The organism is Pseudomonas khavaziana, assembly GCF_019145205.1.
Classification (GTDB): Bacteria; Pseudomonadota; Gammaproteobacteria; order Pseudomonadales; family Pseudomonadaceae; genus Aquipseudomonas; species Aquipseudomonas khavaziana.
This window is the reverse complement of the sequence record NZ_JAHSTT010000002.1, coordinates 647,871-668,015: the sequence shown is the minus strand read 5'-3', so window position 1 is coordinate 668,015 and position 20,145 is coordinate 647,871. Positions and strand designations below refer to the sequence as shown.

At 59.9% G+C, this 20,145-nt stretch carries 19 protein-coding genes and 1 pseudogene; 12 read left to right on the top strand and 8 right to left on the bottom strand.

Features of this window, described 5'->3' with window-relative positions:
• The first annotated feature begins 199 nt into the window (after nt 1-199).
• The 9 genes and pseudogenes from KVH01_RS07555 to KVH01_RS29755 form a co-directional block, all read left to right on the top strand.
• The gene (locus tag KVH01_RS07555) at nt 200-2,122 is read left to right on the top strand and encodes a putative nucleotidyltransferase substrate binding domain-containing protein (protein WP_217880937.1); all 1,923 of its coding nucleotides are present in this window, start codon (nt 200-202) and stop codon (nt 2,120-2,122) included.
• Entirely contained in the window at nt 2,119-2,826 is a 708-nt protein-coding gene (locus tag KVH01_RS07550; RefSeq protein ID WP_217880936.1) for a 3'-5' exonuclease, read from the top strand. The genes KVH01_RS07555 and KVH01_RS07550 overlap by 4 nt, the downstream gene beginning before the upstream one ends.
• 98 nt (nt 2,827-2,924) lie before the next feature.
• Entirely contained in the window at nt 2,925-3,443 is a 519-nt protein-coding gene (locus KVH01_RS07545; RefSeq protein ID WP_043049751.1) for an RNA polymerase sigma factor, read from the top strand.
• On the top strand, nt 3,440-4,408 hold the full coding sequence (locus KVH01_RS07540; protein ID WP_217880935.1) for a FecR domain-containing protein: 969 nt from the start codon (nt 3,440-3,442) through the stop codon (nt 4,406-4,408). The genes KVH01_RS07545 and KVH01_RS07540 overlap by 4 nt, the downstream gene beginning before the upstream one ends.
• A 218-nt stretch (nt 4,409-4,626) precedes the next feature.
• The gene (locus KVH01_RS07535) at nt 4,627-7,056 is read left to right on the top strand and encodes a TonB-dependent siderophore receptor (RefSeq protein ID WP_217880934.1); all 2,430 of its coding nucleotides are present in this window, start codon (nt 4,627-4,629) and stop codon (nt 7,054-7,056) included.
• Between the two features lie 61 nt (nt 7,057-7,117).
• On the top strand, nt 7,118-8,221 hold the full coding sequence (locus tag KVH01_RS07530) for a PepSY-associated TM helix domain-containing protein (protein ID WP_217880933.1): 1,104 nt from the start codon (nt 7,118-7,120) through the stop codon (nt 8,219-8,221).
• A complete protein-coding gene (locus KVH01_RS07525; RefSeq protein WP_124402125.1) occupies nt 8,218-8,400 on the top strand; it encodes a hypothetical protein in 183 nt (60 codons plus the stop codon). The genes KVH01_RS07530 and KVH01_RS07525 overlap by 4 nt, the downstream gene beginning before the upstream one ends.
• Before the next feature lie 112 nt (nt 8,401-8,512).
• Entirely contained in the window at nt 8,513-9,142 is a 630-nt protein-coding gene (locus tag KVH01_RS07520) for a glutathione S-transferase N-terminal domain-containing protein (protein WP_217880932.1), read from the top strand.
• Nucleotides 9,143-9,164: 22 nt separating this feature from the next.
• A pseudogene (locus KVH01_RS29755) lies at nt 9,165-9,254 on the top strand (outer membrane lipoprotein carrier protein LolA); the annotation flags it as partial.
• A gap of 65 nt (nt 9,255-9,319) precedes the next feature.
• Here the strand turns inward: KVH01_RS29755 and creD are convergent.
• The 4 genes from creD to rloA2 are packed head-to-tail and all read right to left on the bottom strand — an operon-like array spanning nt 9,320 to nt 13,337.
• Nucleotides 9,320-10,669 carry a cell envelope integrity protein CreD gene (gene creD / locus KVH01_RS07515; RefSeq protein WP_217880931.1) on the bottom strand — a complete coding sequence of 450 codons (1,350 nt, stop codon included), beginning with the start codon at nt 10,667-10,669 and terminating at the stop codon, nt 9,320-9,322.
• A 51-nt stretch (nt 10,670-10,720) separates the two neighbouring features.
• Nucleotides 10,721-12,160: a two-component system sensor histidine kinase CreC gene (gene creC / locus KVH01_RS07510; protein WP_217880930.1), complete on the bottom strand. Its 1,440-nt coding sequence runs from the start codon at nt 12,158-12,160 to the stop codon at nt 10,721-10,723.
• Complete coding sequence (gene creB, locus KVH01_RS07505; RefSeq protein ID WP_217880929.1) at nt 12,160-12,828, bottom strand: two-component system response regulator CreB; 669 nt, start codon at nt 12,826-12,828, stop codon at nt 12,160-12,162. Before creB ends, creC begins: the two co-directional genes overlap by 1 nt.
• Before the next feature lie 8 nt (nt 12,829-12,836).
• Nucleotides 12,837-13,337, bottom strand: coding sequence for a retropepsin-like aspartic peptidase RloA2 (gene rloA2 / locus KVH01_RS07500; protein WP_057013965.1), 501 nt, complete (start codon nt 13,335-13,337; stop codon nt 12,837-12,839).
• Between the two features lie 173 nt (nt 13,338-13,510).
• On the opposite strand from rloA2, the gene KVH01_RS07495 reads away from it, so the two are divergent.
• Nucleotides 13,511-14,389, top strand: a complete 879-nt coding sequence (locus tag KVH01_RS07495) for an acyltransferase (RefSeq protein ID WP_217880928.1) — start codon at nt 13,511-13,513, stop codon at nt 14,387-14,389.
• A gap of 54 nt (nt 14,390-14,443) precedes the next feature.
• Here the strand turns inward: KVH01_RS07495 and KVH01_RS07490 are convergent, their stop codons facing one another.
• Both KVH01_RS07490 and KVH01_RS07485 read right to left on the bottom strand, forming a co-directional pair.
• Entirely contained in the window at nt 14,444-15,148 is a 705-nt protein-coding gene (locus KVH01_RS07490; RefSeq protein ID WP_217880927.1) for a hypothetical protein, read from the bottom strand.
• Nucleotides 15,149-15,932: 784 nt separating this feature from the next.
• Nucleotides 15,933-16,505 (bottom strand): DUF2780 domain-containing protein, encoded by a 573-nt coding sequence (locus KVH01_RS07485; protein ID WP_217880926.1) that lies wholly within the window; start codon nt 16,503-16,505, stop codon nt 15,933-15,935.
• Between the two features lie 136 nt (nt 16,506-16,641).
• Between KVH01_RS07485 and KVH01_RS07480 the strand changes: the two genes are divergently transcribed.
• Complete coding sequence (locus tag KVH01_RS07480; RefSeq protein WP_057022908.1) at nt 16,642-17,100, top strand: anti-sigma factor domain-containing protein; 459 nt, start codon at nt 16,642-16,644, stop codon at nt 17,098-17,100.
• A 302-nt stretch (nt 17,101-17,402) separates the two neighbouring features.
• The gene (locus KVH01_RS07475) at nt 17,403-17,798 is read left to right on the top strand and encodes a DUF3757 domain-containing protein (RefSeq protein WP_217880925.1); all 396 of its coding nucleotides are present in this window, start codon (nt 17,403-17,405) and stop codon (nt 17,796-17,798) included.
• Between the two features lie 101 nt (nt 17,799-17,899).
• On the opposite strand, the gene fdhA is transcribed toward KVH01_RS07475, so the two are convergent.
• Entirely contained in the window at nt 17,900-19,099 is a 1,200-nt protein-coding gene (gene fdhA, locus KVH01_RS07470; protein WP_005792122.1) for a formaldehyde dehydrogenase, glutathione-independent, read from the bottom strand.
• 182 nt (nt 19,100-19,281) lie between these two features.
• Entirely contained in the window at nt 19,282-20,139 is an 858-nt protein-coding gene (purU, locus tag KVH01_RS07465) for a formyltetrahydrofolate deformylase (protein WP_005792124.1), read from the bottom strand.
• Between the last annotated feature and the right edge of the window lie 6 nt (nt 20,140-20,145).

Genomic DNA, 20,145 nt, shown 5'->3' with positions numbered 1-20,145 from the left:
ATCTGCGGAAGGGCGAACAATGTGCACTTCGTCGGAAAGTTTGCCTAGTGGGCGTTCTACGGGGTTCGGACGATAGTCATGTAAGGCTTTTCCCTAGTTTTGCGCGGTTCTCATCAACCTAGACTTACGTCCAATGGGCACCCGCCGTGCAGGCGTCGACCATGCAGCACGATAACGACAAAAAACTGCGGTCACTGTTATGAGTAAAGCTGATGCATTCGCACAGGCAGGAAAAACTGCGGTGTTGCAGAACATCCACGGCACCCTGCAATTCCTGCAACGCTTCCCGCCATTCAACCAGATGGAGCAGGCGCACCTGGCATTTCTGGTGGAACAGTGCCAACTACGCTTCTACGGACCCGGCGACAGCATCCTCAAACCCTCTGGTGGCCCGGTCGAGCACTTTTATATCGTCAAGCAGGGCCGCGTCGTCGGCGAACGACCGGACTCGGCCGACACCACCTTCGAAATCACCACCGGCGAGTGCTTCCCCCTCGCCGCGTTGCTGGGCGAGCGCGCTACCCGCACTGAACATAAAGCCGCCGAAGACACCTTTTGCCTGTTACTGAACAAGCCCGCGTTTATCAAGCTGTTCGCCCTTTCCAGCGCTTTTCGGGATTTCGCTTTGCGTGGGGTCAGCAGCCTGCTCGATCAGGTCAACCAGCAGGTACAGCAAAAAGCCGTGGAAACCCTCGGCACCCAATACTCGCTGAACACTCGACTGGGCGAATTGGCCATGCGCCACCCGGTCACCTGCAGCCCGCACACGCCTTTGCGTGAAGCGGTGACGCTGATGCACGAGCAGCAAGTCGGCAGCATTGTGATTGTCGACGAGCACAAGGCGCCACTGGGCATTTTCACCCTGCGTGATCTACGCCAGGTGGTGGCCGATGGCACCAGCGATTTCAGCCAGGGCATTGAAGCTCATATGACCCAGGCGCCATTTTTCCTGAGTCCGGACCACAGCGCCTTCGATGCGGCCATCGCCATGACCGAGCGGCATATCGCCCATGTGTGCCTGGTCAAGGACCAACGCCTGTGTGGCGTAGTATCCGAGCGTGACCTGTTCTCCCTGCAACGTGTGGACCTGGTGCACCTGGCCCGCACCATCCGCAACGCGCCCCGAGTGGAAAACCTGGTGGCGATTCGCGGTGAGATTGGCCAGTTGGTGGAGCGCATGCTCGCCCATGGCGCGTCGTCCACCCAGATCACCCACATCATTACGCTGCTCAACGACCACACCGTGTGCCGCGTGATCGAACTGACCCTCGTGGAAAAAGGCGACCCCGGTGTGCCGTTCAGTTGGCTGTGTTTCGGCAGCGAAGGCCGCCGCGAGCAAACGCTGTACACCGACCAGGACAACGGCATCCTGTTCGAGGCCAGGGACGCTGTCGAAGCCGCCGAAATCCGTGGCCGCTTGCTGCCCCTGGCGCAGCACATCAACCAGAGCCTGGCGCTGTGCGGCTTCAGCCTGTGCAAGGGCAATATCATGGCCGGCAACCCCGAGCTGTGTTTGTCGCGAGTGGAGTGGGCACGGCGCTTCGGTGCATTTATTCGTGAGGCGACGCCGGAAAATCTGTTGGGCTCAAGTATCTATTTTGATTTGCGCGTGGTGTGGGGCGATGAGCGCGGTTGCGAGCAACTGCGCCAGGGCATTCTCGACCAGGTGGCCGATAACCGTTTGTTCCAGCGCATGCTGGCCGAAAACGCACTGCGCCAGCGCCCGCCGGTAGGACGTTTGCGCGAGTTCGTGCTGACCCGTAAAGGCGGCGAGAAAGCTACCCTGGATCTCAAGGTGCAGGGCCTTACCCCCTTCGTAGACGGTGCGCGCTTGCTGGCCCTGGCCAATGGCATCCACGCCAACAACACCCTGGAACGCCTGCGCCAGTTGGTGGCCAAGCAAGTGATCGAGCCGCTGGATGGTGCCGCCTATGAAGAGGCCTACCACTTTATCCAGCAGACCCGTATGCAGCAGCACCAGTTGCAGACCCGTGAAAACCTGCCCTATTCCAACCGCGTCGACCCCGACAGCCTCAACCATCTGGACCGGCGTATCCTGCGTGAAGCCCTGCGCCAGGCCCAGCGCCTGCAAAGCAGCCTGACCTTGCGGTATCAGCTGTGAGTCTGTTCAGTTGGTTACACAAGAAAAAACCTGGGCTGGATGCCGCGCAACAGCAGCGCCTGGCGCAATTGCCCAAGCCTGGCGCATTGGGCGACGGCTCGCTGCGCAGCCAGCGCTGGGTAGTGGTAGACCTGGAAACCAGCGGCCTGAACCTTAATCGTGACCAGGTGCTGTCCATCGGCGCCGTGGTCATCGAGGACGGTGCGGTGGATTTTTCCCAACTGTTTGAACGCACCCTGCAACGTACCGACACCAAGCTCAGCCCCAGCGTGTTGATCCACGGGCTCGGCCCCGGCGCGATTGCCGCCGGCAGCGACCCGGCCGAGGCGCTGCTGGATTTCATGACGTTCGTGGGCGACAGCCCGTTGCTGGCCTTCCATGCGCCCTTCGATCAACACATGCTGGGCCGGGCGCTCAAGGACAGCCTGGATTATCGAATGGCCCACTCCGTGCTGGATGTAGCCGACCTGGCTCCTCTGTTGTGCCCCGACGTCACGCTGCGCGAAGCCGGCCTGGACGACTGGCTCAACCACTTCAAGCTTCAAGCAGGCGAACGCCATCACGCCAGCGCCGACGCACTGGCTACGGCGGAGCTGATGCTGATCCTGTTCAGCCGTGCCAGGCAGCAGCAGATCGACACGCCCCAGGCTCTGCTAGAGCGTTTGGCCCAATGGAAACGCCGTCAACAAGCGCCATCCTTTTAATGGCATCCCGACAGACGCCAATTGCACCCACCTCACGCCTCTGACACAATCGCGAATAATTCTCGTTAGTTAAAGCCCCTTATTTATTCGGTGATGCCGTGTCGTCGGTCCAGACTCCACACAGTGAGCTTGTTGGCGCGTTGTATCGCGACCATCGCGGCTGGCTGCTGGCCTGGCTGCGGCGCAACGTGGCCTGCCCAAGCCGCGCCGAAGACCTGAGCCAGGACACCTTCATGCGCCTGCTGGGCCGGGATGAGCTGCGCGAACCTCGTGAACCCCGGGCGTTCCTGGTGGCCATTGCCAAGGGTTTGCTGTTCGACTACTTCCGCCGCGCCGCCCTGGAACAGGCCTACCTCACCGAATTGATGCTGATCCCGGAAAGCGAACACCCTTCGCCGCAAGAACAGCACCTGATCCTCGAAGACCTCAAGGCCATCGACCGTCTGCTCGGCAGGCTGTCGAGCAAGGCCCGCGCCGCTTTCCTCTATAACCGCCTCGACGGCCTGGGCCATGCAGAAATCGCCCGGCGCCTCGGCGTGTCGGTGCCCCGTGTGCGCCAGTACCTGGCCCAGGGCATTCGCCAGTGCTACATCGCGCTGTACGGCGAGCCGTCGTGACCGCCGTCAGTGCCAAACCGGTGTCAGCGCGGGTGCTGGATGCCGCGATTGCCTGGCAACTGTCCCTCGACTCGGGCGAGGGCAGCGCGGTGGAACGCGAGGAATTCGCCAAATGGTTGGCCAGCGATGAGGAACATGCCCGCGCCTGGCGCCAATTGGGCATGCTCGACCAGCGTTTCAGCGTGGCCTCGGGCCCGGCGCGGGCGGCGTTGCTACAATCGCGCCAAGGCATTCGCCAGCGCGTGCGCAAGCTGGGCCGTGGCCTGGCGAGTATCGTGCTGGTGTGCGGCCTGGCGCTGTTTGCCGGCGAGCGGTACGTGCCGATCCACTATTGGCTGGCCGACCAGCGCACCGCCACCGGCGAGCAACGTACACTGAAACTGGCAGACGGCACGCAGATCAACCTCAACACCCATAGCGCCATTGATGTGCGCTTCGACGAAAAACGCCGGTTGATTGTGTTGCAGGAAGGCGAAATCCTCGTCGAAACCGGCCACGACGATGCGCGCCCGTTCTATGTGCAAACCCGCGACGGCAGTCTGCGAGCGCTGGGCACGCGGTTTATCGTCAAGCGCGAAGACCAGGCTACGCGCCTGAGCGTATTGCACTCTGCGGTGGCTGCCCAACCTGAGGCGCTGCATCAGGAACAGGTGTTCAAGGCCGGTCAGCAGGTGTTGATGCGCAGCGACGGCCTGGGCCCGACACTGGCCGTCACCCCGGCCTCCGATGCCTGGACCCGCGGCATGCTGGTGGTCGACAACGCCCGCCTGGGGGATGTGGTCAATGAACTGAGTCGCTACCGCACCGGCTACCTGGGTGTGGATAAAGGCGTAGCCGACCTGCGCATCACCGGCAGCTTCCCGCTGCACGACACCACCCTGGCGTTGAATGCGCTGTTGCCGACCTTGCCCGTGCAGATCGAGCAGCACACGCCGTGGTGGGTGACCGTAACTGCCAAGCCTTAGATTCTGTGGTGACCGGGCAATCGCCATCGGGAGCAAGCCCCCTCCCACAGTTGACCGCGTTCAGCCAGGTAAAACGCGGTCAACTGTGGGAGGGGGCTTGCTTCCGATGAGGCCCTGAAACAAACCACCAAAAAAATAGTTTCACCTGGCCCTATCACTTTTCGCTTCTCGTTCGGCACCTAGGCAATTGAGAAATATTTCCATTCAGGAGCCGCCCTATGTCCCGCATGCTAGACACCTTGTTGCGCCCCAGCCTGTTAGCTCTGGCCATCGCCCTCGGCACCCCGCTGACCAGCACCGCACTGGCCGCCGCTGAACAAGCCTCCAGCATGCGTGCCTACAACCTGCCGGCCGCGCCATTGGCCGCCACCCTGAACCAGATCGCCAGCCAGGCCGGCCTGGCGCTGACCCTCAACCCGACACTTGCCGCCGGCAAGACCTCGGCCCCGGTCAAGGGCCAGTTCGATGCGCAGGGCGCGCTGCGTGAAGCGTTGCGCGGTACTGGGTTGCAGTTGGAACAAAGCAGTGCGGGCACTTACACCTTGGTGCCGGTTCCGGAAGGCGTCGTGGCCTTGCCGACTACCAATATCACCGGCCAGGACAGCTATGAGAGCGCTTGGGGGCCGGTGGAGGGCTACCTCGCAAAGCGCACCGCCGCCGGCACCAAGACCGACACCGCGCTGGTCGAGGCGCCACGCTCGATCTCGGTGGCTACCCGCGAGCAGATGCAGGACCGCAACGTCCAGAACCTCGACGACGCGGTCAAATACATGCCCGGCATCGTGTCCGCCAGCTACGGCAGCGACACCCGTTACGACTGGATGCGTGTACGCGGCTTCGAGCCGACGCAATTCCTCGATGGCCTGCCACTGCCACGCGGGGTGTATGCCAACCCGAAAGCCGAAACCTGGAATCTGGATCGCCTCGCCTTGCTGCGCGGCCCGGCCTCATCGGTTTACGGCCAGACCCCACCGGGCGGCCTGCTGGACATGGTCAGCCGTCGTCCCAGCGCCGAACAGAGCAGCGCCATCCAGGTGCAATACGGCAGCGACAATTATCGCCAGATCAACTTCGCCAGCACCGGCAGGATTGATGACGAAGGCCAGTTTCTCTATGGCCTCAGCGGCGTGGTACGTGATGCCGGTACGCAGGTCGACCATATCGACAACAAACGCTACAACATCGCGCCCAGCCTGACCTGGAACATCGATACCGATACTAAGCTGACCTTGCTGTCGCAGTTCACCCGTGACGATACCGGTGCCACCAGCCAGTTCCTGCCGATAGTCGGCACCAAGATCAAGTCGCCACTGGGTGACGTTTCGCATCATAAGAACCTGGGCGATCCGGACTACGAATTCTACGACCGTACCTATTACGCACTCGGCTACGCATTCGAGCACCGTTTCAACGATACTTGGCAGTTCAAACAGAATCTGCGTTACACCAAATCAGAATTGTCGTTCCAGCAATTAACCGTAGGTGCCTATGGCTGGGCGCCGGTCGACGCTGCGGGCAATATTGACCGCTCGTCGACCAATGTGGACGAGAACATCGGACAGTTGGCGGTAGATAACAACTTTCAGGCCGACTTTGCCACCGGCGACGTCACCCACACCCTTCTGCTCGGACTGGACCACCAGCGTACCGATACCTCTTACTTGTCGATCTACGGGACGGCCGGAAGAGTCAACATCTTCAACCCGGTCAACACCACGCCGGTTGAACGCCCCACACGCTCCGGTGCTTTTTACGACTACAACCAGAAAACCATCCAGACCGGCCTTTACGTCCAGGACCAGATGGCTCTTGATAACTGGCGCCTGACCCTGGGCGGCCGTGAAGACTGGGTGCACCAAGGCACCACGTACTTCAACAAAAACGATGCGACCAATACTGACCGCAGTAAGAACTTCAGCGGTAATGCGGCACTGAGCTATGTGTTCGACTCAGGCTTCGTACCGTACATCTCCTACGCCGAATCGTTCCAGCCAGCGAGCAACGCCAGCGCCTCCCCTACAGAGTCCTATAAACCCACCGAGGGCAAACAGTGGGAATTGGGGATCAAGTACCAACCGCCGGGCTCGAACACGCTGCTCAGTGCCGCGGTGTATGACTTGACCCAGAAGAACGTTCTGGTCAGCAGTTTCCAGTCCGGTGGAGTGTCTGTCACCGACCAGACCGGCGAAGTGAAAGTCAAAGGCCTGGAGCTGGAGGCCATCTCTGACGTCACCGAAAACCTCAAGGTAATCGCGGCGTATACCCTGGCAAAATCCGAAGTGCAAAAAGGCGACTTCAAAGGCAACCGCCTGCAATTGATGCCCAACCAGCAAGCCTCGCTGTGGACCGACTACACCTGGCACACTGGCGCGCTCGACGGTTTCGGCATTGGTTTTGGCGTCCGCTACACTGGCAATACCTACGGCGACCAGGCCAACACCTGGGCCGGCAAAGCCAACGCCTACACGGTGTTCGACGGCACTGTGCACTACGACCTCGGCCGCCTGGACAAAAGCCTCAAGGGTGCGTCGGTGAAAGTGAACGCGACCAACCTGTTCAACAAGGATTACATCTCCACCTGCGACGGTTCCTACTGCTACTTCGGCGACCAACGCAGCGTAGTCGCCAGCGCCACGTATCAGTGGTAATCGCTTGCGTTAACCACCAGGCCGTCACCGTGGCGGCCTTGGTGTGTCTGAAGGCTAGAAAATGAAAAGCAAAACCATCCGCCGCTGGTCCTTCATCCACACCTGGACCAGCCTGATCTGCACCGTATTCCTGCTGCTGCTCGCCCTCACTGGCCTGCCGCTGGTGTTCCACCATGAGATCGACCATCTGCTGGGCAACGAGCCCGAGTTGGCGCAGATGCCCGCCGATACGCCCCGGCTCAACCTTGAACAGCTGGTGGCCAAGGCCCAGGCTCATCGTCCCGGCGAGGCCATGCAGTACCTGGCCTGGGACGAAGACGACAAGAACGGAGTGATCGCGATCATGGCGGCCACGGCAGGCACCGAGCCGAATTCGTCCCATACCTTCATGCTCGATGCCCGAACCGGCGAAACGGTCGAAATGCCCTCGGCCAATGGCGGCCTTACCCTGTTCCTGTTGCGCCTGCATGTGGATATGTTCGCCGGCCTGCCGGGCAAGTTGCTGCTGGCATTCATGGGTGTTCTGTTTGTGCTGGCGATTATTTCGGGCACGGTGTTGTACCTGCCGTTCATGCGCCGCTTGAAATTTGCCACCGTGCGCCAGGACAAGTCCACCCGCCTGCGCTGGCTCGACCTGCACAACCTGATTGGCGTGGTTACCCTGACCTGGGCGCTGGTCGTGGGCGTGACCGGCGTGATCAGTGCCTGCGCCGACCTGCTCATCGCCGCCTGGCGCCAGGACAGCCTCAGCGCCATGATCGAACCCTACAAAACCGCCGCGCCGCTGACCCATCGCGCACCGGCCACCGAGTTGCTGAGCATTGCCGCCAAGGCCGCGCCCGGTATGGAGCCGGACTTTATCGCCTTCCCCGGCACGCGTTTTTCCAGTGAACACCACTACGCCGTATTCATGAAGGGCAGCACCCACCTGACTTCTCATCTGCTCACGCCAGTGCTGATTGACGCCAGCACCCTGGCCGTTACCGCCATCGCCGAGCGACCGTGGTACATGGACGCCATGGGCCTGTCCCAACCGCTGCACTTCGGTGATTACGGCGGCATGCCGATGAAGATCCTGTGGGCGGTGCTGGATGTGCTGACCATCGTCGTGCTGGTGAGTGGGATTTACCTGTGGATCGTGCGGCGCAAGGCGGCCAAGGTATGAAGCCGCGGCAGTCGAATTTCTGGAAGGTGTTTGGCATACCAATGGGGATTGGCCTGCTCAGCGCCGCAGGGTTGTTTGCGGCGCTGCTGGGGGACGGGGTGTGGGATTCATTGAGTTGGGTGGGGTTGGGCATACCTGCGGCCATTGGTGCCTGGGCGTTGGGCAAGCGGCGCGGCTGAGGGCCTCATCGGCGGCAAGCCCCCGATGAGGCTCTCAGGATCACTAAAAATCCCCCTCGCCAGCCACTGCGCAAGCCTCTACGCTAGCCACAGTCCATTTCGAGGAATGCCCATGTCCGCCCCCAGCATGACCTTGTTCCACAACCCCGCTTCACCCTTCGTACGCAAAGTCCGCGTGCTGCTGATCGAGACCGGCCAGCAGGACCGCGTGGCCCTGCACGCCTGCCTGCCGACCCCGGTCAACCCGGACGCCCAAGTGGTGCAAGGCAACCCCGTGGGCAAGATCCCGGCCCTGCGCCTGGCCGACGGTTCGGTACTGCATGACAGCCGGGTAATCCTCGACTACTTCGATCACCAGCATGTGGGCAACCCGCTGATCCCCCGCGATGGCTCGGCCCGCTGGCGGCGCCTGACCCTGGCCTCGATGGCCGATGGCATCATGGATGCCGCCGTGCTGGTGCGCTATGAAACCGCCATGCGCCCGGTGGAAAAGCATTGGAACCAATGGCTGGATGAACAGCGCAACAAGATCCGCCGCGCCCTCGCGGAGCTGGAACAGGACGCAATTGCCGAACTGACCAGCCATTTCGATATTGCCGCCATCAGCGTGGCCTGTGCCCTGGGTTACCTGGACTTCCGTCACCCAGGCCTGCAATGGCGCTCGGACAATCCCAAGCTCGCCGCCTGGTACGCCGAGGTCAGCCAGCGGGCTTCGATGCTGCAGACCCAGCCGCCGGTTTGACGAGCCCTCTGTAGGAGCGAGCTTGCTCGCGAAAATCGTCAACGATAACGCGGGTCACCTGACTAAACACGGTGTCCATGCGTTCTTCGCGAGCAAGCTCGCTCCTACAGTGAGCGGCGGTGTGATTGAGGAAGTTGACCATCCTGTCCTTCAGCTGCTGATCTTCGCGCAATCCGATCATTGCTCCTCCTCCACCTTACGCTTACCCACCCCATACCAATCCAATTTTCGCGTCAGCACCATCACCGTACCCAGCAGGCCAAACAGCAACAGCGAGCCCATCAGCAGCGCGTAATCCTCGGCACTCAGCAGCCCGTACAGCAAGCCATACAATGCCGCCAACCCCGCCGAAAACCCCAGCCCATGGGCAACGCTGCGCAGCACATGGCACACATAGAAACCAATCAACAAAACGCAAGCACTGGCGGATATCAGATAAGCCAGGGCAAAGCCCACATGCTCGGACAACGACAACAGCAGCAGATAGAAGAACGCCAGCGCGACGCCCACCAGCGCGTACTGGATCGGGTGCACCGCCAGGCTCTTGAGCACTTCGAACAGGAAGAAGCCGGCAAAGGTCAGGGCGATAAACAGCAGCGCGTATTTGATCGCACGGTCGCTCTTGAGGTACTGGTCCACCGGGTCGATGAAATTCACGCCAAAGCTGCGGTTGGTGAAATCCTCGCAGCCTTGCCCATCCAGGCAGCTTTGCAGCGCCTGCTCAAGGTTGGTGGAAAAGAATGAAGTCTGCCAGTTGGCGCTGAAGCCCTGGTCGGTGACTTCCCGTTGAGCCGGCAGGAAGTTGCCGATAAAACTCGGGTGCGGCCAGTTGGACGCCAGCGATACCTGGCTGGCCTTGCCCACCGGCACCACTTGCAGTTGTTCGGTGCCCTGCAGGCGCAGGTCGAAGGCGAACTCCAGTACCACAGGTTGCTTGCCGTCCTGCTCCGGCAACGTCACATGCACGCCCTCGCCCAGCCAGTCCACTTGGGAGCCCGGCGAAAATTCCAGGCGCTGATCACCCAGTTCCAGCTTCAGGGCGTTTTCAATCCCGCGAATATCGCTGATACCCACCGCCAGGAACGCCGGTTCAAAACGGTAATCGGCAAAGTTTTCGGTGATGCCCAACTGCGCAGGCAACTCGAAACGCCCGCTGATACGGTTGTCGGCATGGAACAATCGCGCCTGGTAGATGCCCCGTGCCCGCAGCTCGGTTTGCACCTTGCCGTCGAGCTCAAAGCGGTCCGGCAGAAAGTACAAACGCCCGCGCTCTTCACGGGTTTCTTCGTAGCGTTTGTTGAGCTTTTCATTGAGCTTCCATTCGCGCACGGTCTTGCGATACGGCACCACCATGACCGGCCCGGCCAGGCGCTGGGCGTAGCTGGAACTGCGGGCGATGTCCATCAAGACGCCGTCGCGCAGTTGCTGGCGGTCGCTGATGATGCCGTTGATCATCAACAACGGAATCAACAACAGCAGGATCAGCAGCGCAATCGCGCCAAGTTTGAAAAGCAGGCTGCGGTTCATGGGTCTCTCCCTGTTTGAATGGGGAGAGTCTGAGGAAGACGTGTGGGGGATTTATGTGGGTAATGTGGAGACTGTGTGGAGATGCAGCACCGCTTGCACCCCGCCAGGCACATTGCCGATCTGCAACGAGCCGCCGTGCAGCTTCACCACTTCCTCGACAAAGTTGAGGCCCAGGCCGGTACTTTTGCGCCCGCTGGCCGGACGTGGCAACGAGTAGAAGCGCTCGCTCAAACGCGGCAAGGCGTAGTCGGGAATGGCCTCGGCCTGGTTGAACAGGCTGACTTGCACATCGTTATGCCGCACCTGCGCACTGAACCGCAGCGCACCACCGGGCGGGGTGAAATCCAGGGCGTTGTCCAGCAGATTGCCCAGGGCCTGGCGCAGCAGGAAGGGTTCGCCAAACACCTTCACGTCGGCGGCAATCGCTTGCTCGACGTGCAAGCCGGCGCCTTCTATCCGCGCACACTGGGCCTTGAGTACGTCCTCGACCATGGCCGCCAGCGGGATGCTCGACTGCTCTTCCAGCCCCTGGCGTTGTTCCACCTGGGCCAGGTTGAGCAAGCGCTCGATCAACTGCTGCAGGCGCGCACTTTCGCTGTCGATGTTGCCGACAAAACGCTGCTGCTGTTCACGGCTCATATCGCCCTGCAACAGCTCCGCCGCGCCACGAATCGCTGCCAACGGACTTTTCAGTTCATGGGTCAGGGTGTGCACGTAACGCTCGACATAAGCTTTTCCCTCCAACTGCGTGCGCATGTGCTCCACGGCGGTGGACAACTGCTTCAACTCGCCGCCCCGATAATGGGGCAACTCGGCGCGCCGCCCTTCGCTGACCGCCTCGGCATAAGCCGTCAACCGCCGCAGCGCAACGCTCAACCACCATGACAACACAGCGCCCAGCAGCAAGCCGAGCACCACCAGCCCGGCGCCGTACCACAGCAGACGGCGCTCGGTGCGGTCCACATAGGGTTGCAATGAACTGTTGGGCTTGGCCACGGTGACCACGCCGATAATCTGGCCGTTATCGCGAATCGGCGCGCCCACGTGCATCACCGATGAGGCAGGATCCTCCACAGCGCTGCGGGTGGAGCGCGCACCGTATTCGCCGCGCAGGGTCAGGTACACGTCGTTCCATTTCGAATAGTCCTGGCCCACCGCTTCGCCCGTGGAGTCGAGCAGCACCGTGCCCTTGGCATCGGTGACGTAGATGCGGTGGTTGACTTGGTTTTTCGGCAAGCCCCAGATCGTCGCTCCCGGCTGGCGGCTGCCATAGGCCTTGAGCAGCGCCGGCCAATGGCTCTGGCCGAGGGTGCCGTTCTTCACATCCTCACGCAGGATTTCAGCCAGCAGGTTGGCGGTGTCCACCAGGGTTTCTTCGGTGGACTGGCGCACGCCGGGGCGGATTTCCTTCATCACCGTATTGAGCACAAAGTAACCAGTCAGCCCGATAAACAACGCATACACCAGGAAGATCCGCAGCCCCAGGCGCATCAGCCGTTGCTCGGGCTGTAGCTGTAGCCGAGGCCGCGGTGAGTCTGGATCGGCTCGGCGTCCGCCGCCACGCTGCGCAGTTTGCTGCGCAGGCTTTTGATATGGCTGTCGATATTGCGCTCGTAACCCGCATCGGCCGGCACACCCACCGCGTCCAGCAATTGTTCGCGGCTGAACACGCGCTCGGGTTGTTCCAGCAGACTTTGCAGCAGGCGGAACTCATGGCGCGTGAGGCTCAACGGGTGCCCGCGATAATTGATCTGCATACGCTCCAGGTCGACCTGGAACTGCGTCGGCGCCACGCCTGGGCCGACCCGCTTGAGGATCGCCCGGACCCGCGCCGCCACTTCCCGTGGGCTGAAGGGCTTGACCACATAATCGTCGGCACCGATTTCCAGCCCTACCACCCGATCGATCTCGGCATCCCGGGCACTAAGGAACATCACCGGCACTTCACTGAACCGACGCAGTTGCTTGCAGGTTTCAAAGCCGGTGATGTCCGGCAGGCCGATGTCGAGGATGATCAGGTCGGCCGGGCTCTGGCGCTGATGCTCCAGCGCCGCCTGGCCGAGGGTCAGCCAGGTGGTGGTGAAGCCCTCGCCTTGCAAGGCAAAGATCAGCGTGTCGGCTATCGCCGCTTCGTCTTCGACAATCAGGATGTGCGGCATGGGTTCAATCAGCAGTCCGGTTTGTCGGCAGTGTAGCGACGTGCCGGGTTCACCGCCGCGCCAAATTCACGCAGCGCCTTGGCGCCGATCAGCAGCGGGTAATTGAAGCTGCTGCGGTCCGTGAGGTTGACCTCGACGGTGCGCTTGACGTTGCCCAGGCACATTTCCAGATCGACTACCGGGCGCTTGGCCACGGCAGGTTCGTCCTTGTCGTCGTCTTCGTCGGCACGGCTCTTGATCTTGCTGATGCGCGACACCTTATGCTCGTAGACTTTGTTGCCGGCGTCCTTGCCGCCGAGGCGGAAACGCACCCAATCATCGCCGTCGCGGGTGAAGGTCTCGATGTCCCGGGCCGACAGCGAGGCGGTCAGCGCACCGGTATCCATCTTGGCCTTGAAGGTTTCGCCGATCTCCGGCAACTGAATGTATTCGTAGCGACCGTAGAGGGTCGGTTCAGCGGCCATGACAGGCAGGGCCACTAGAGCTAGGGAGGCAAATAACAGTTTCACGAAGTGAGTTCCTCGGAAAGAAGTAGGCGGATTCTAGACCGCAAACGCGGCACTTAGTTAGTGACGGCCACCCTACACGGCACATTGTGAAACATTCGTGCACCGATTTGCGATTTGGCCTCTAGACTCAGCTTGCTTATGATGGCCCGCCCACAAGATTCCAAGAGTTATTTATGCGCCGCCTGCTCACCGGCTGTTTCGTCACACTGCTGCTATTGCTCAACACCCTGGTACTGTTCGGACCGCTGATGGTGTTTGCCCTGCTCAAGCTGGTGGCCCCGGGTCGCTTTCGCGACTACATGTCCTGGGCGGTGATGTGGATCGCCGAGACCTGGGCCGAGATCGACAAGCTGATCTTTTCGCTGTGCATCCCGACCCAGTGGGATATCCGTGGTGGCGACGACCTGCGCGGTGATACGTCCTACCTCGTCATCAGCAATCATCAATCCTGGGTCGATATTCCGGCGCTGATCCAGGCACTGAACCGGCGCACGCCGTTCTTCAAGTTCTTCCTGAAAAAAGAGCTGATCTGGGTACCCTTCCTCGGCCTGGCCTGGTGGGCGCTGGACTACCCGTTCATGAAGCGCTACACCAAGGCGTTCCTGGCCAAGCACCCGGAACTGGCGGGCCAGGACTTGAAGATCACCAAAGAGGCCTGCGAGCTGTTCAAGCGCCAGCCGGTGACGGTGGTCAATTACCTGGAGGGCACAAGGTTCAGCGAGGCCAAACGCACACAGCAGGGTTCGCCATTCGCGCGCCTGCTCAAGCCAAAGGCCGGTGGAGTGGCATTTGTGCTGGCGGCCATGGGTGAACAACTGGATGCGGTACTCGACGTCACCGTGGTCTATCCACAGCAAAAGATTCCAGGGTTTTGGGAACTGATCAGCGGCGCGGTACCGAAGGTGATCATTGATATCCGCACCCGCGAGCTGGACCCTGCGCTGTGGCAGGGAGACTACGAGAATGATCCGGCGTTTCGCCAGACCCTCCAGAGCTGGGTGAACCAGCTCTGGAAAGAGAAAGACCAACGCCTTGAAGAGTTCTTCAAATGAGTGCGCCAAGATCAATCATCAGGCCCGGACATCTCAGGGTATCCAGACCGAGGCTCAAGCCTGAGAACGTATGCTGTCCAGCAGTGCTGCCTTTAGCTTTTCAGGGTCATTGCCCATAGCGCCAGTGAGACCCTGCAAAGCCGAACTCAAAGCTGAAACGGCCTGTTTGACATCTGTTTGGGTCGCATCATCGTCCAGGAGTTTCTTGAGAGCCGTAACCACACTGTCAGCTTTAGTGTCCAATGAGATCTCTTCGGGTCGGCCGTCTGCCCCTATCACAAAAGACGTACCGCCAGCAGGTGGCTCCATACCGGCCGGCATCTCCTTGGCCATGGTGACCTCTTTGGCCTCGCCGTTTTCTCCTTTCACAAAAGACTTGCCGCCAGCAGGTGGCTCCATACCGGCTGGCATCTCCTTGGCCATGGTGACCTCTTTGGCCTCGCCGTTTTCTCCTTTCACAAAAGACTTGCCGCCAGCAGGTGGCTCCATACCGGCTGGCATCTCCTTGGCCATGGAGGACCCCAGGGTAAACTTCTCTAACTTTTGCAGCCCTTTCAATAGGTTATCTGCCGCCCGTTGAGAGTTAGGCCCATCAGACGCTGCCTTAAAGTCATGACGCAAGTCCTGCAACAAACTCGCCGGAACGCCTATGAGTCGCGCTATATCTCCAATCTGACTAGGCTTTTCGCTCTGCACTTCGTTGTTGAGTTGGTTGTACGTATTCTGAAATGCTGACAGCAGCGGATTAACAGTAGTCATTCGATCACCACTAAGTTAGTTGATTGACCTTTACAGATCACCTATCGCAACACTACGAAAGGTATTAACTCAGTGGCAGGCACGCATCCTACCGTTCCCTAATATTCGCAAAAATTATCTCCGCCAAGCAGCCTAACTCTAACTACTGCAACATCGAGCGTTTCGGAGTTTTTAAATCCATGGGCCTGCCCCGCAAGTGTTCGCCGCCCAAGCGTTTAAGTTCACCAAACAAGCTTGCTGGTTATTCAAGCACCAACCATTGCGTTGTTCGGTCGACAATAAAAGACTCCGCGACCTGAATTGGGCCTGCGGAGTTGGAAAGCGATTTGGTGCAGTCCAGGCCGGCCTGATTTACCTCACCGAATACGACCTGCCGCGACTCGCCCACTGGCTGACATTCGGGTTCACGCCGGCAAATACACGGAAACTCTCGACCAAATATTGCAATGACTAAGGTGAGCCGTGCTTTTTACAGACTCGTCAGGGTCAATTCCCAGCTCTTCTAAGCGCTCACGCATAGCCTGTTCCTCCGGGCTATATTGAAGATCAGGCACATCGACATTTCTTCGGGGACGTGACAATTGTTTTTCAATCATACTGACACCGCTTGACTCAGAATTAATGAAGCCTTCCAGATTCGTGGGTAACGGACCTGAAAGGCAACAATGTGTGGCGTCACGCTGCCTACAGTTCCCTACAGCCCAATGTTTTTTTTCACGTACGAACTAAACCACTAACATCGATAAAAATGACTGGCACCTGTACGAAAGCCACCTCAATACACCTAGCTACCCGTACCCCACGCCTGGGACAGCTTGCTCAACACTGAATGGCTGGCACCTTGGCCACCCAGGTATTGCAGAATCACGGGCGCAAACTGGCTGACCATCCCACTGTCCATACCCAATGCGCTGAACGCCGTATCCAGGTCGTTGGTGTCCTTCACACTCCCCAGCAAACCATCAAGGCCGCTAGTCTTGCTGCCACCGCTCTGGCCGAGCATGCCGCTCAAGGCGCCGAGACTGTCCAATGCGTTGTTGCCCGACAACTGATCTAGGCCCGGAACACTGTTGCCCAATTGCGAATAGTCGTTGCCACTCAGTTTGTTCTTGGCCAGGCCCAGCATCGCGCCGGTACCACCAACAGCCTGTTCGGGGGTGATGTTGAGTTGCGAAGTCAGGGCGCTGAGCAAGCCGGCCGTCTCGGACGACGGTGCAGCGGCTGCGGCCTTGTTGTTACCGCCTTGCATGCCCGAGATGGCATTGGCCGCTTCGCCAAGGCTGAAGCCTGCGGCGAACACCGGGCCTGCTGCCAGGGTCATCAGGCAGGAAAGGGCGAAACCGCGTGAAATTTTCATCAAGACAACCTCTAAATGTAGGAGCAAAAGCAGGTGTTCGACTGGGTATCTCGTCGGTTGTTCCAAGGCCGATCTGGAACCCATCGGGGATAAGCGGGTCCATGCACTGACTACAAAATTTGTCAGGAAGAGACTTATGACTGCGATCCAACCCCAAGTGATTGAGCAAAAGCCTCCGTTCTGGAGCCGCCCACGCCTGTTCATCGGCGCCTGTGTGGTGGTGGTTGCCGGCATTGGCGGCGCGCTCTACACCCAGGACAGCGTCAAATCCGCGGCGACGTTGGTGACCACTACCCAACAGCCGGCTGCCCAGATCATGGCTCACAAGGATTACCTGGAAGTGCAGCCGATTGCCTCCACGGCGCCAGCACCGGACCAGAGCCTGGAGCTGTGGGCCATTCCTGAAGGCGGCACGCCTATTTCGCTAGGACTGCTGCCGGAAGATGGCAAGGGCATCATTGGCCTTAACCCGCGCCAGCAGGAATCGATCAGCAAGCCGGTAGAGTTGATGGTGAGTGCGGAGACCAAGGGTGGCTCGGTGAGCAAACAGCCGACAGGCCCGACCGTCTACCAAGGCGCGCTGGCCACACGCTGATCCCCTAAACACCATAAAACCCTTGTGGGAGGGGGCTTGCTCCCGATAGCGGTAGGTCAGTCACAACAGGACTGACTGAACCTCCGCTATCGGGAGCAAGCCCCCTCCTACATTTGGCTTTCGGTGCCTTAGATTATTTGCTCATGACAGTCATCGGCGTCATTGAGTGGCATTCGAACTAGAGATTAAGTTACTTATAACCAATTACTCTTATCAACTGTCATTTCTGACAGTAGACGCTACTGATATGGCATACGAGGATCCCAGCTCCATTAGCAACTGATACCAGAAGGATTTGAATCATGAGAATTGCACTGACGGCGGGAGCTTTCGCAATGCTTGCCTTGACCGGGAATGCCTATGCGGCCACAGCAACTTGCCCACCTATCTCAACCATCAAGCAAACTGAAATGGGGGAAGGGGGCTATTCCTACTCGGCGCCAGGCCCCAACGGCCTCACTTGGGAAGGTGAGAATAAAGAAGCAAAACCCAGCTACTTGGACGAATCTAAATTCACCGATGCCAAGTACAAAGACGAAACCAAAGCGGTCATTTGCAGCTATGAGGGATCGGGTGATGCCGGTGTCAGAGTCGCGTTGAAACCCGTCAACAGCTGGGCTGCAGCGCCGGGTACACAATGGAATGACGACTTCTGCAAAAATTCGGACATTTCCAAATGTTCGTTCATTTACAACTGATCTACTACGTCAATAAGCAGAGCGCGCGCCCACTGGCGTGAGCACTGGTTACAAAATGAAAAGGGCGACACACTGGTCGCCCTTTTTATTTGCCCAACGTGTTACGCCGCACTGAACAACTTATGCGGATCAATCACAAACTTCTTCGGTACGCCCGCATCGAATTCGCCATACCCACGTGGCGCATCATCCAGGCTGATCACCTGCACGCCGACGATCTCGGCAATGTTGATACGGTCCCACATGATCGCCTGCATCAACTGGCGGTTGTACTTCATCACCGGCGTCTGCCCCGTGTGGAAGCTGTGGGATTTGGCCCAGCCCAGGCCAAAGCGAATGCTCAGGCTGCCCATTTTCGCAGCAGCATCCACAGCACCCGGGTCCTCGGTCACATACAGGCCGGGAATACCGATCTTGCCGGCCACACGCACCACACCCATCAATGAGTTCAGCACGGTGGCCGGAGCTTCGGCCTTGACGCCGTCGTGGCCATGGCCGCGTGCTTCAAAGCCCACGCAGTCGACTGCGCAGTCCACTTCCGGCTCGCCCAACAATGCGGCGATTTGTTCGTGCAACGGCGTATCGGTGGACAGGTCGACAATTTCAAAGCCCTGGGCCTTGGCGTGGGCCAGGCGGATTGAGTTGACGTCGCCGATGATCACAACCGCCGCGCCCAGCAGGCGTGCCGATGCCGCCGCCGCCAGGCCGACCGGGCCGGCGCCCGCGATGTACACGGTGCTGCCAGGGCCAACGCCGGCCGTGACGGCGCCGTGGTAACCGGTGGGCAGGATGTCGGAGAGGCAGGTCAGGTCGCGGATTTTCTCCATGGCCTTGTCGCGATCCGGCAGTTTCAGCAGGTTGAAGTCGGCGTACGGCACCAGCACGTATTCGGCCTGGCCACCGGTCCAGTCGCCCATGTCTACATAGCCATAGGCACCACCGGCGCGGGCCGGGTTGACGGTCAGGCATACGCCGGTGTGTTGTTCCTTGCAGGAGCGGCAGCGGCCGCATGCCACGTTGAACGGTACGGAAACCAGGTCGCCGATTTTCAGGTTTTCAACGTCACTGCCCTTCTCGATCACTTCGCCAGTGATCTCGTGTCCGAGCACCAGGCCGGTCTGGGCAGTGGTGCGGCCGCGCACCATGTGTTGGTCGGAGCCGCAGATGTTGGTGGAGACCACGCGCAGGATGACGCCGTGCTCGATCTTCCTGCCACGGGGGTCCTGCATTTTTGGATAGTCGATTTTCTGTACTTCGACCTTGCCGTTGCCGAGATACACGACACCACGATTACCAGACATGCTTTCACCTCGCTGTTGTTTTTGTGGAACTGCGTTGCACCTTTGGATGGGCAGCGCGTTTAAGTGCTCGGGTACAGATGCTGTTTTTGCGTTGTTTGTGAGGGCCTCATCGAGGGCAAGCCCCCTCCCACATTTGAAATGCATTCTCCTGTGGGCGGGGGGCTTGCTCCCGATGGCGCCAGTCAGAGCACCACCGTCCGATTGGCGTTCAAAAACACTCGCCGCTCAATGTGATACCCCACTGCCCGGGCCAAGGTCAGCCCTTCGATATCGCGCCCCTTGGCAATCAAGTCCTCGGGATAGTGGCTATGGTCCACCACCTCCACCCCCTGGGCGATGATCGGGCCTTCGTCCAAGTCGTTGTTGATGTAGTGCGCCGTCGCGCCCACCAGCTTCACGCCCTTGTTGTAGGCCTGGTGATAGGGCTTGGCGCCCTTGAAACCCGGCAGCAACGAGTGATGGATATTGATGGCCTTGCCATCCAGCTTGCGGCACAGTTCCGGCGACAGCACCTGCATGTAGCGCGCAAGGATGACCAGCTCGGCGCCGGTGTCTTCCACCACCTGCCACACCTGGCGCTCCTGGGACGGTTTGTCGTTGGGGTCCAGCGGAAAATGGTAGTAGGGAATCTGGTGCCAGTCGGCCAACGGCTTGAGATCGGGATGGTTGGAGACCACCGCAACCACGTCCATCGACAGTTGCCCGATGCGCTGGCGATAGAGCAGGTCATTGAGGCAGTGATCGGCCTTGGAGACCATGATCACCACTTTCGGCCGGTAGTTCGGCGCGGTCAGCTCGAAAATCATGCCAAAGGCTTCACCACGTGTCGCCAGGCCGTCGCGAAACGCCTGCTCGTCGAAACCATCAGGCTGACGGAATTCCACACGAATGAAAAACCGGCCGGAGAGGCGGTCATCGAACGAATGGTGTTCAGTGACATAGCAGCCCTGCTCGAACAAATAGCGGGTGACCGCGTCCACCGTGCCGAGCACGCTGGGGCAGTCGGCAGTCAAAATCCATGTATCGGGTGCGCGGCTCATGGGTCA

What these genes read in the sequence shown, in the direction of transcription:
- KVH01_RS07555 (WP_217880937.1), top strand. Translation starts at nt 200, where the DNA reads ATGAGTAAAGCTGATGCATTCGCACAGGCAGGAAAAACTGCGGTGTTG.
- KVH01_RS07535 (WP_217880934.1), top strand. Translation starts at nt 4,627, where the DNA reads ATGTCCCGCATGCTAGACACCTTGTTGCGCCCCAGCCTGTTAGCTCTG.
- KVH01_RS07530 (WP_217880933.1), top strand. Translation starts at nt 7,118, where the DNA reads ATGAAAAGCAAAACCATCCGCCGCTGGTCCTTCATCCACACCTGGACC.
- KVH01_RS07525 (WP_124402125.1), top strand. Translation starts at nt 8,218, where the DNA reads ATGAAGCCGCGGCAGTCGAATTTCTGGAAGGTGTTTGGCATACCAATG.
- KVH01_RS07520 (WP_217880932.1), top strand. Translation starts at nt 8,513, where the DNA reads ATGTCCGCCCCCAGCATGACCTTGTTCCACAACCCCGCTTCACCCTTC.
- creD (WP_217880931.1), bottom strand. Translation starts at nt 10,669, where the DNA reads ATGAACCGCAGCCTGCTTTTCAAACTTGGCGCGATTGCGCTGCTGATC.
- creC (WP_217880930.1), bottom strand. Translation starts at nt 12,160, where the DNA reads ATGCGCCTGGGGCTGCGGATCTTCCTGGTGTATGCGTTGTTTATCGGG.
- creB (WP_217880929.1), bottom strand. Translation starts at nt 12,828, where the DNA reads ATGCCGCACATCCTGATTGTCGAAGACGAAGCGGCGATAGCCGACACG.
- KVH01_RS07495 (WP_217880928.1), top strand. Translation starts at nt 13,511, where the DNA reads ATGCGCCGCCTGCTCACCGGCTGTTTCGTCACACTGCTGCTATTGCTC.
- KVH01_RS07490 (WP_217880927.1), bottom strand. Translation starts at nt 15,148, where the DNA reads ATGACTACTGTTAATCCGCTGCTGTCAGCATTTCAGAATACGTACAAC.
- KVH01_RS07485 (WP_217880926.1), bottom strand. Translation starts at nt 16,505, where the DNA reads ATGAAAATTTCACGCGGTTTCGCCCTTTCCTGCCTGATGACCCTGGCA.
- KVH01_RS07480 (WP_057022908.1), top strand. Translation starts at nt 16,642, where the DNA reads ATGACTGCGATCCAACCCCAAGTGATTGAGCAAAAGCCTCCGTTCTGG.
- KVH01_RS07475 (WP_217880925.1), top strand. Translation starts at nt 17,403, where the DNA reads ATGAGAATTGCACTGACGGCGGGAGCTTTCGCAATGCTTGCCTTGACC.
- fdhA (WP_005792122.1), bottom strand. Translation starts at nt 19,099, where the DNA reads ATGTCTGGTAATCGTGGTGTCGTGTATCTCGGCAACGGCAAGGTCGAA.
- purU (WP_005792124.1), bottom strand. Translation starts at nt 20,139, where the DNA reads ATGAGCCGCGCACCCGATACATGGATTTTGACTGCCGACTGCCCCAGC.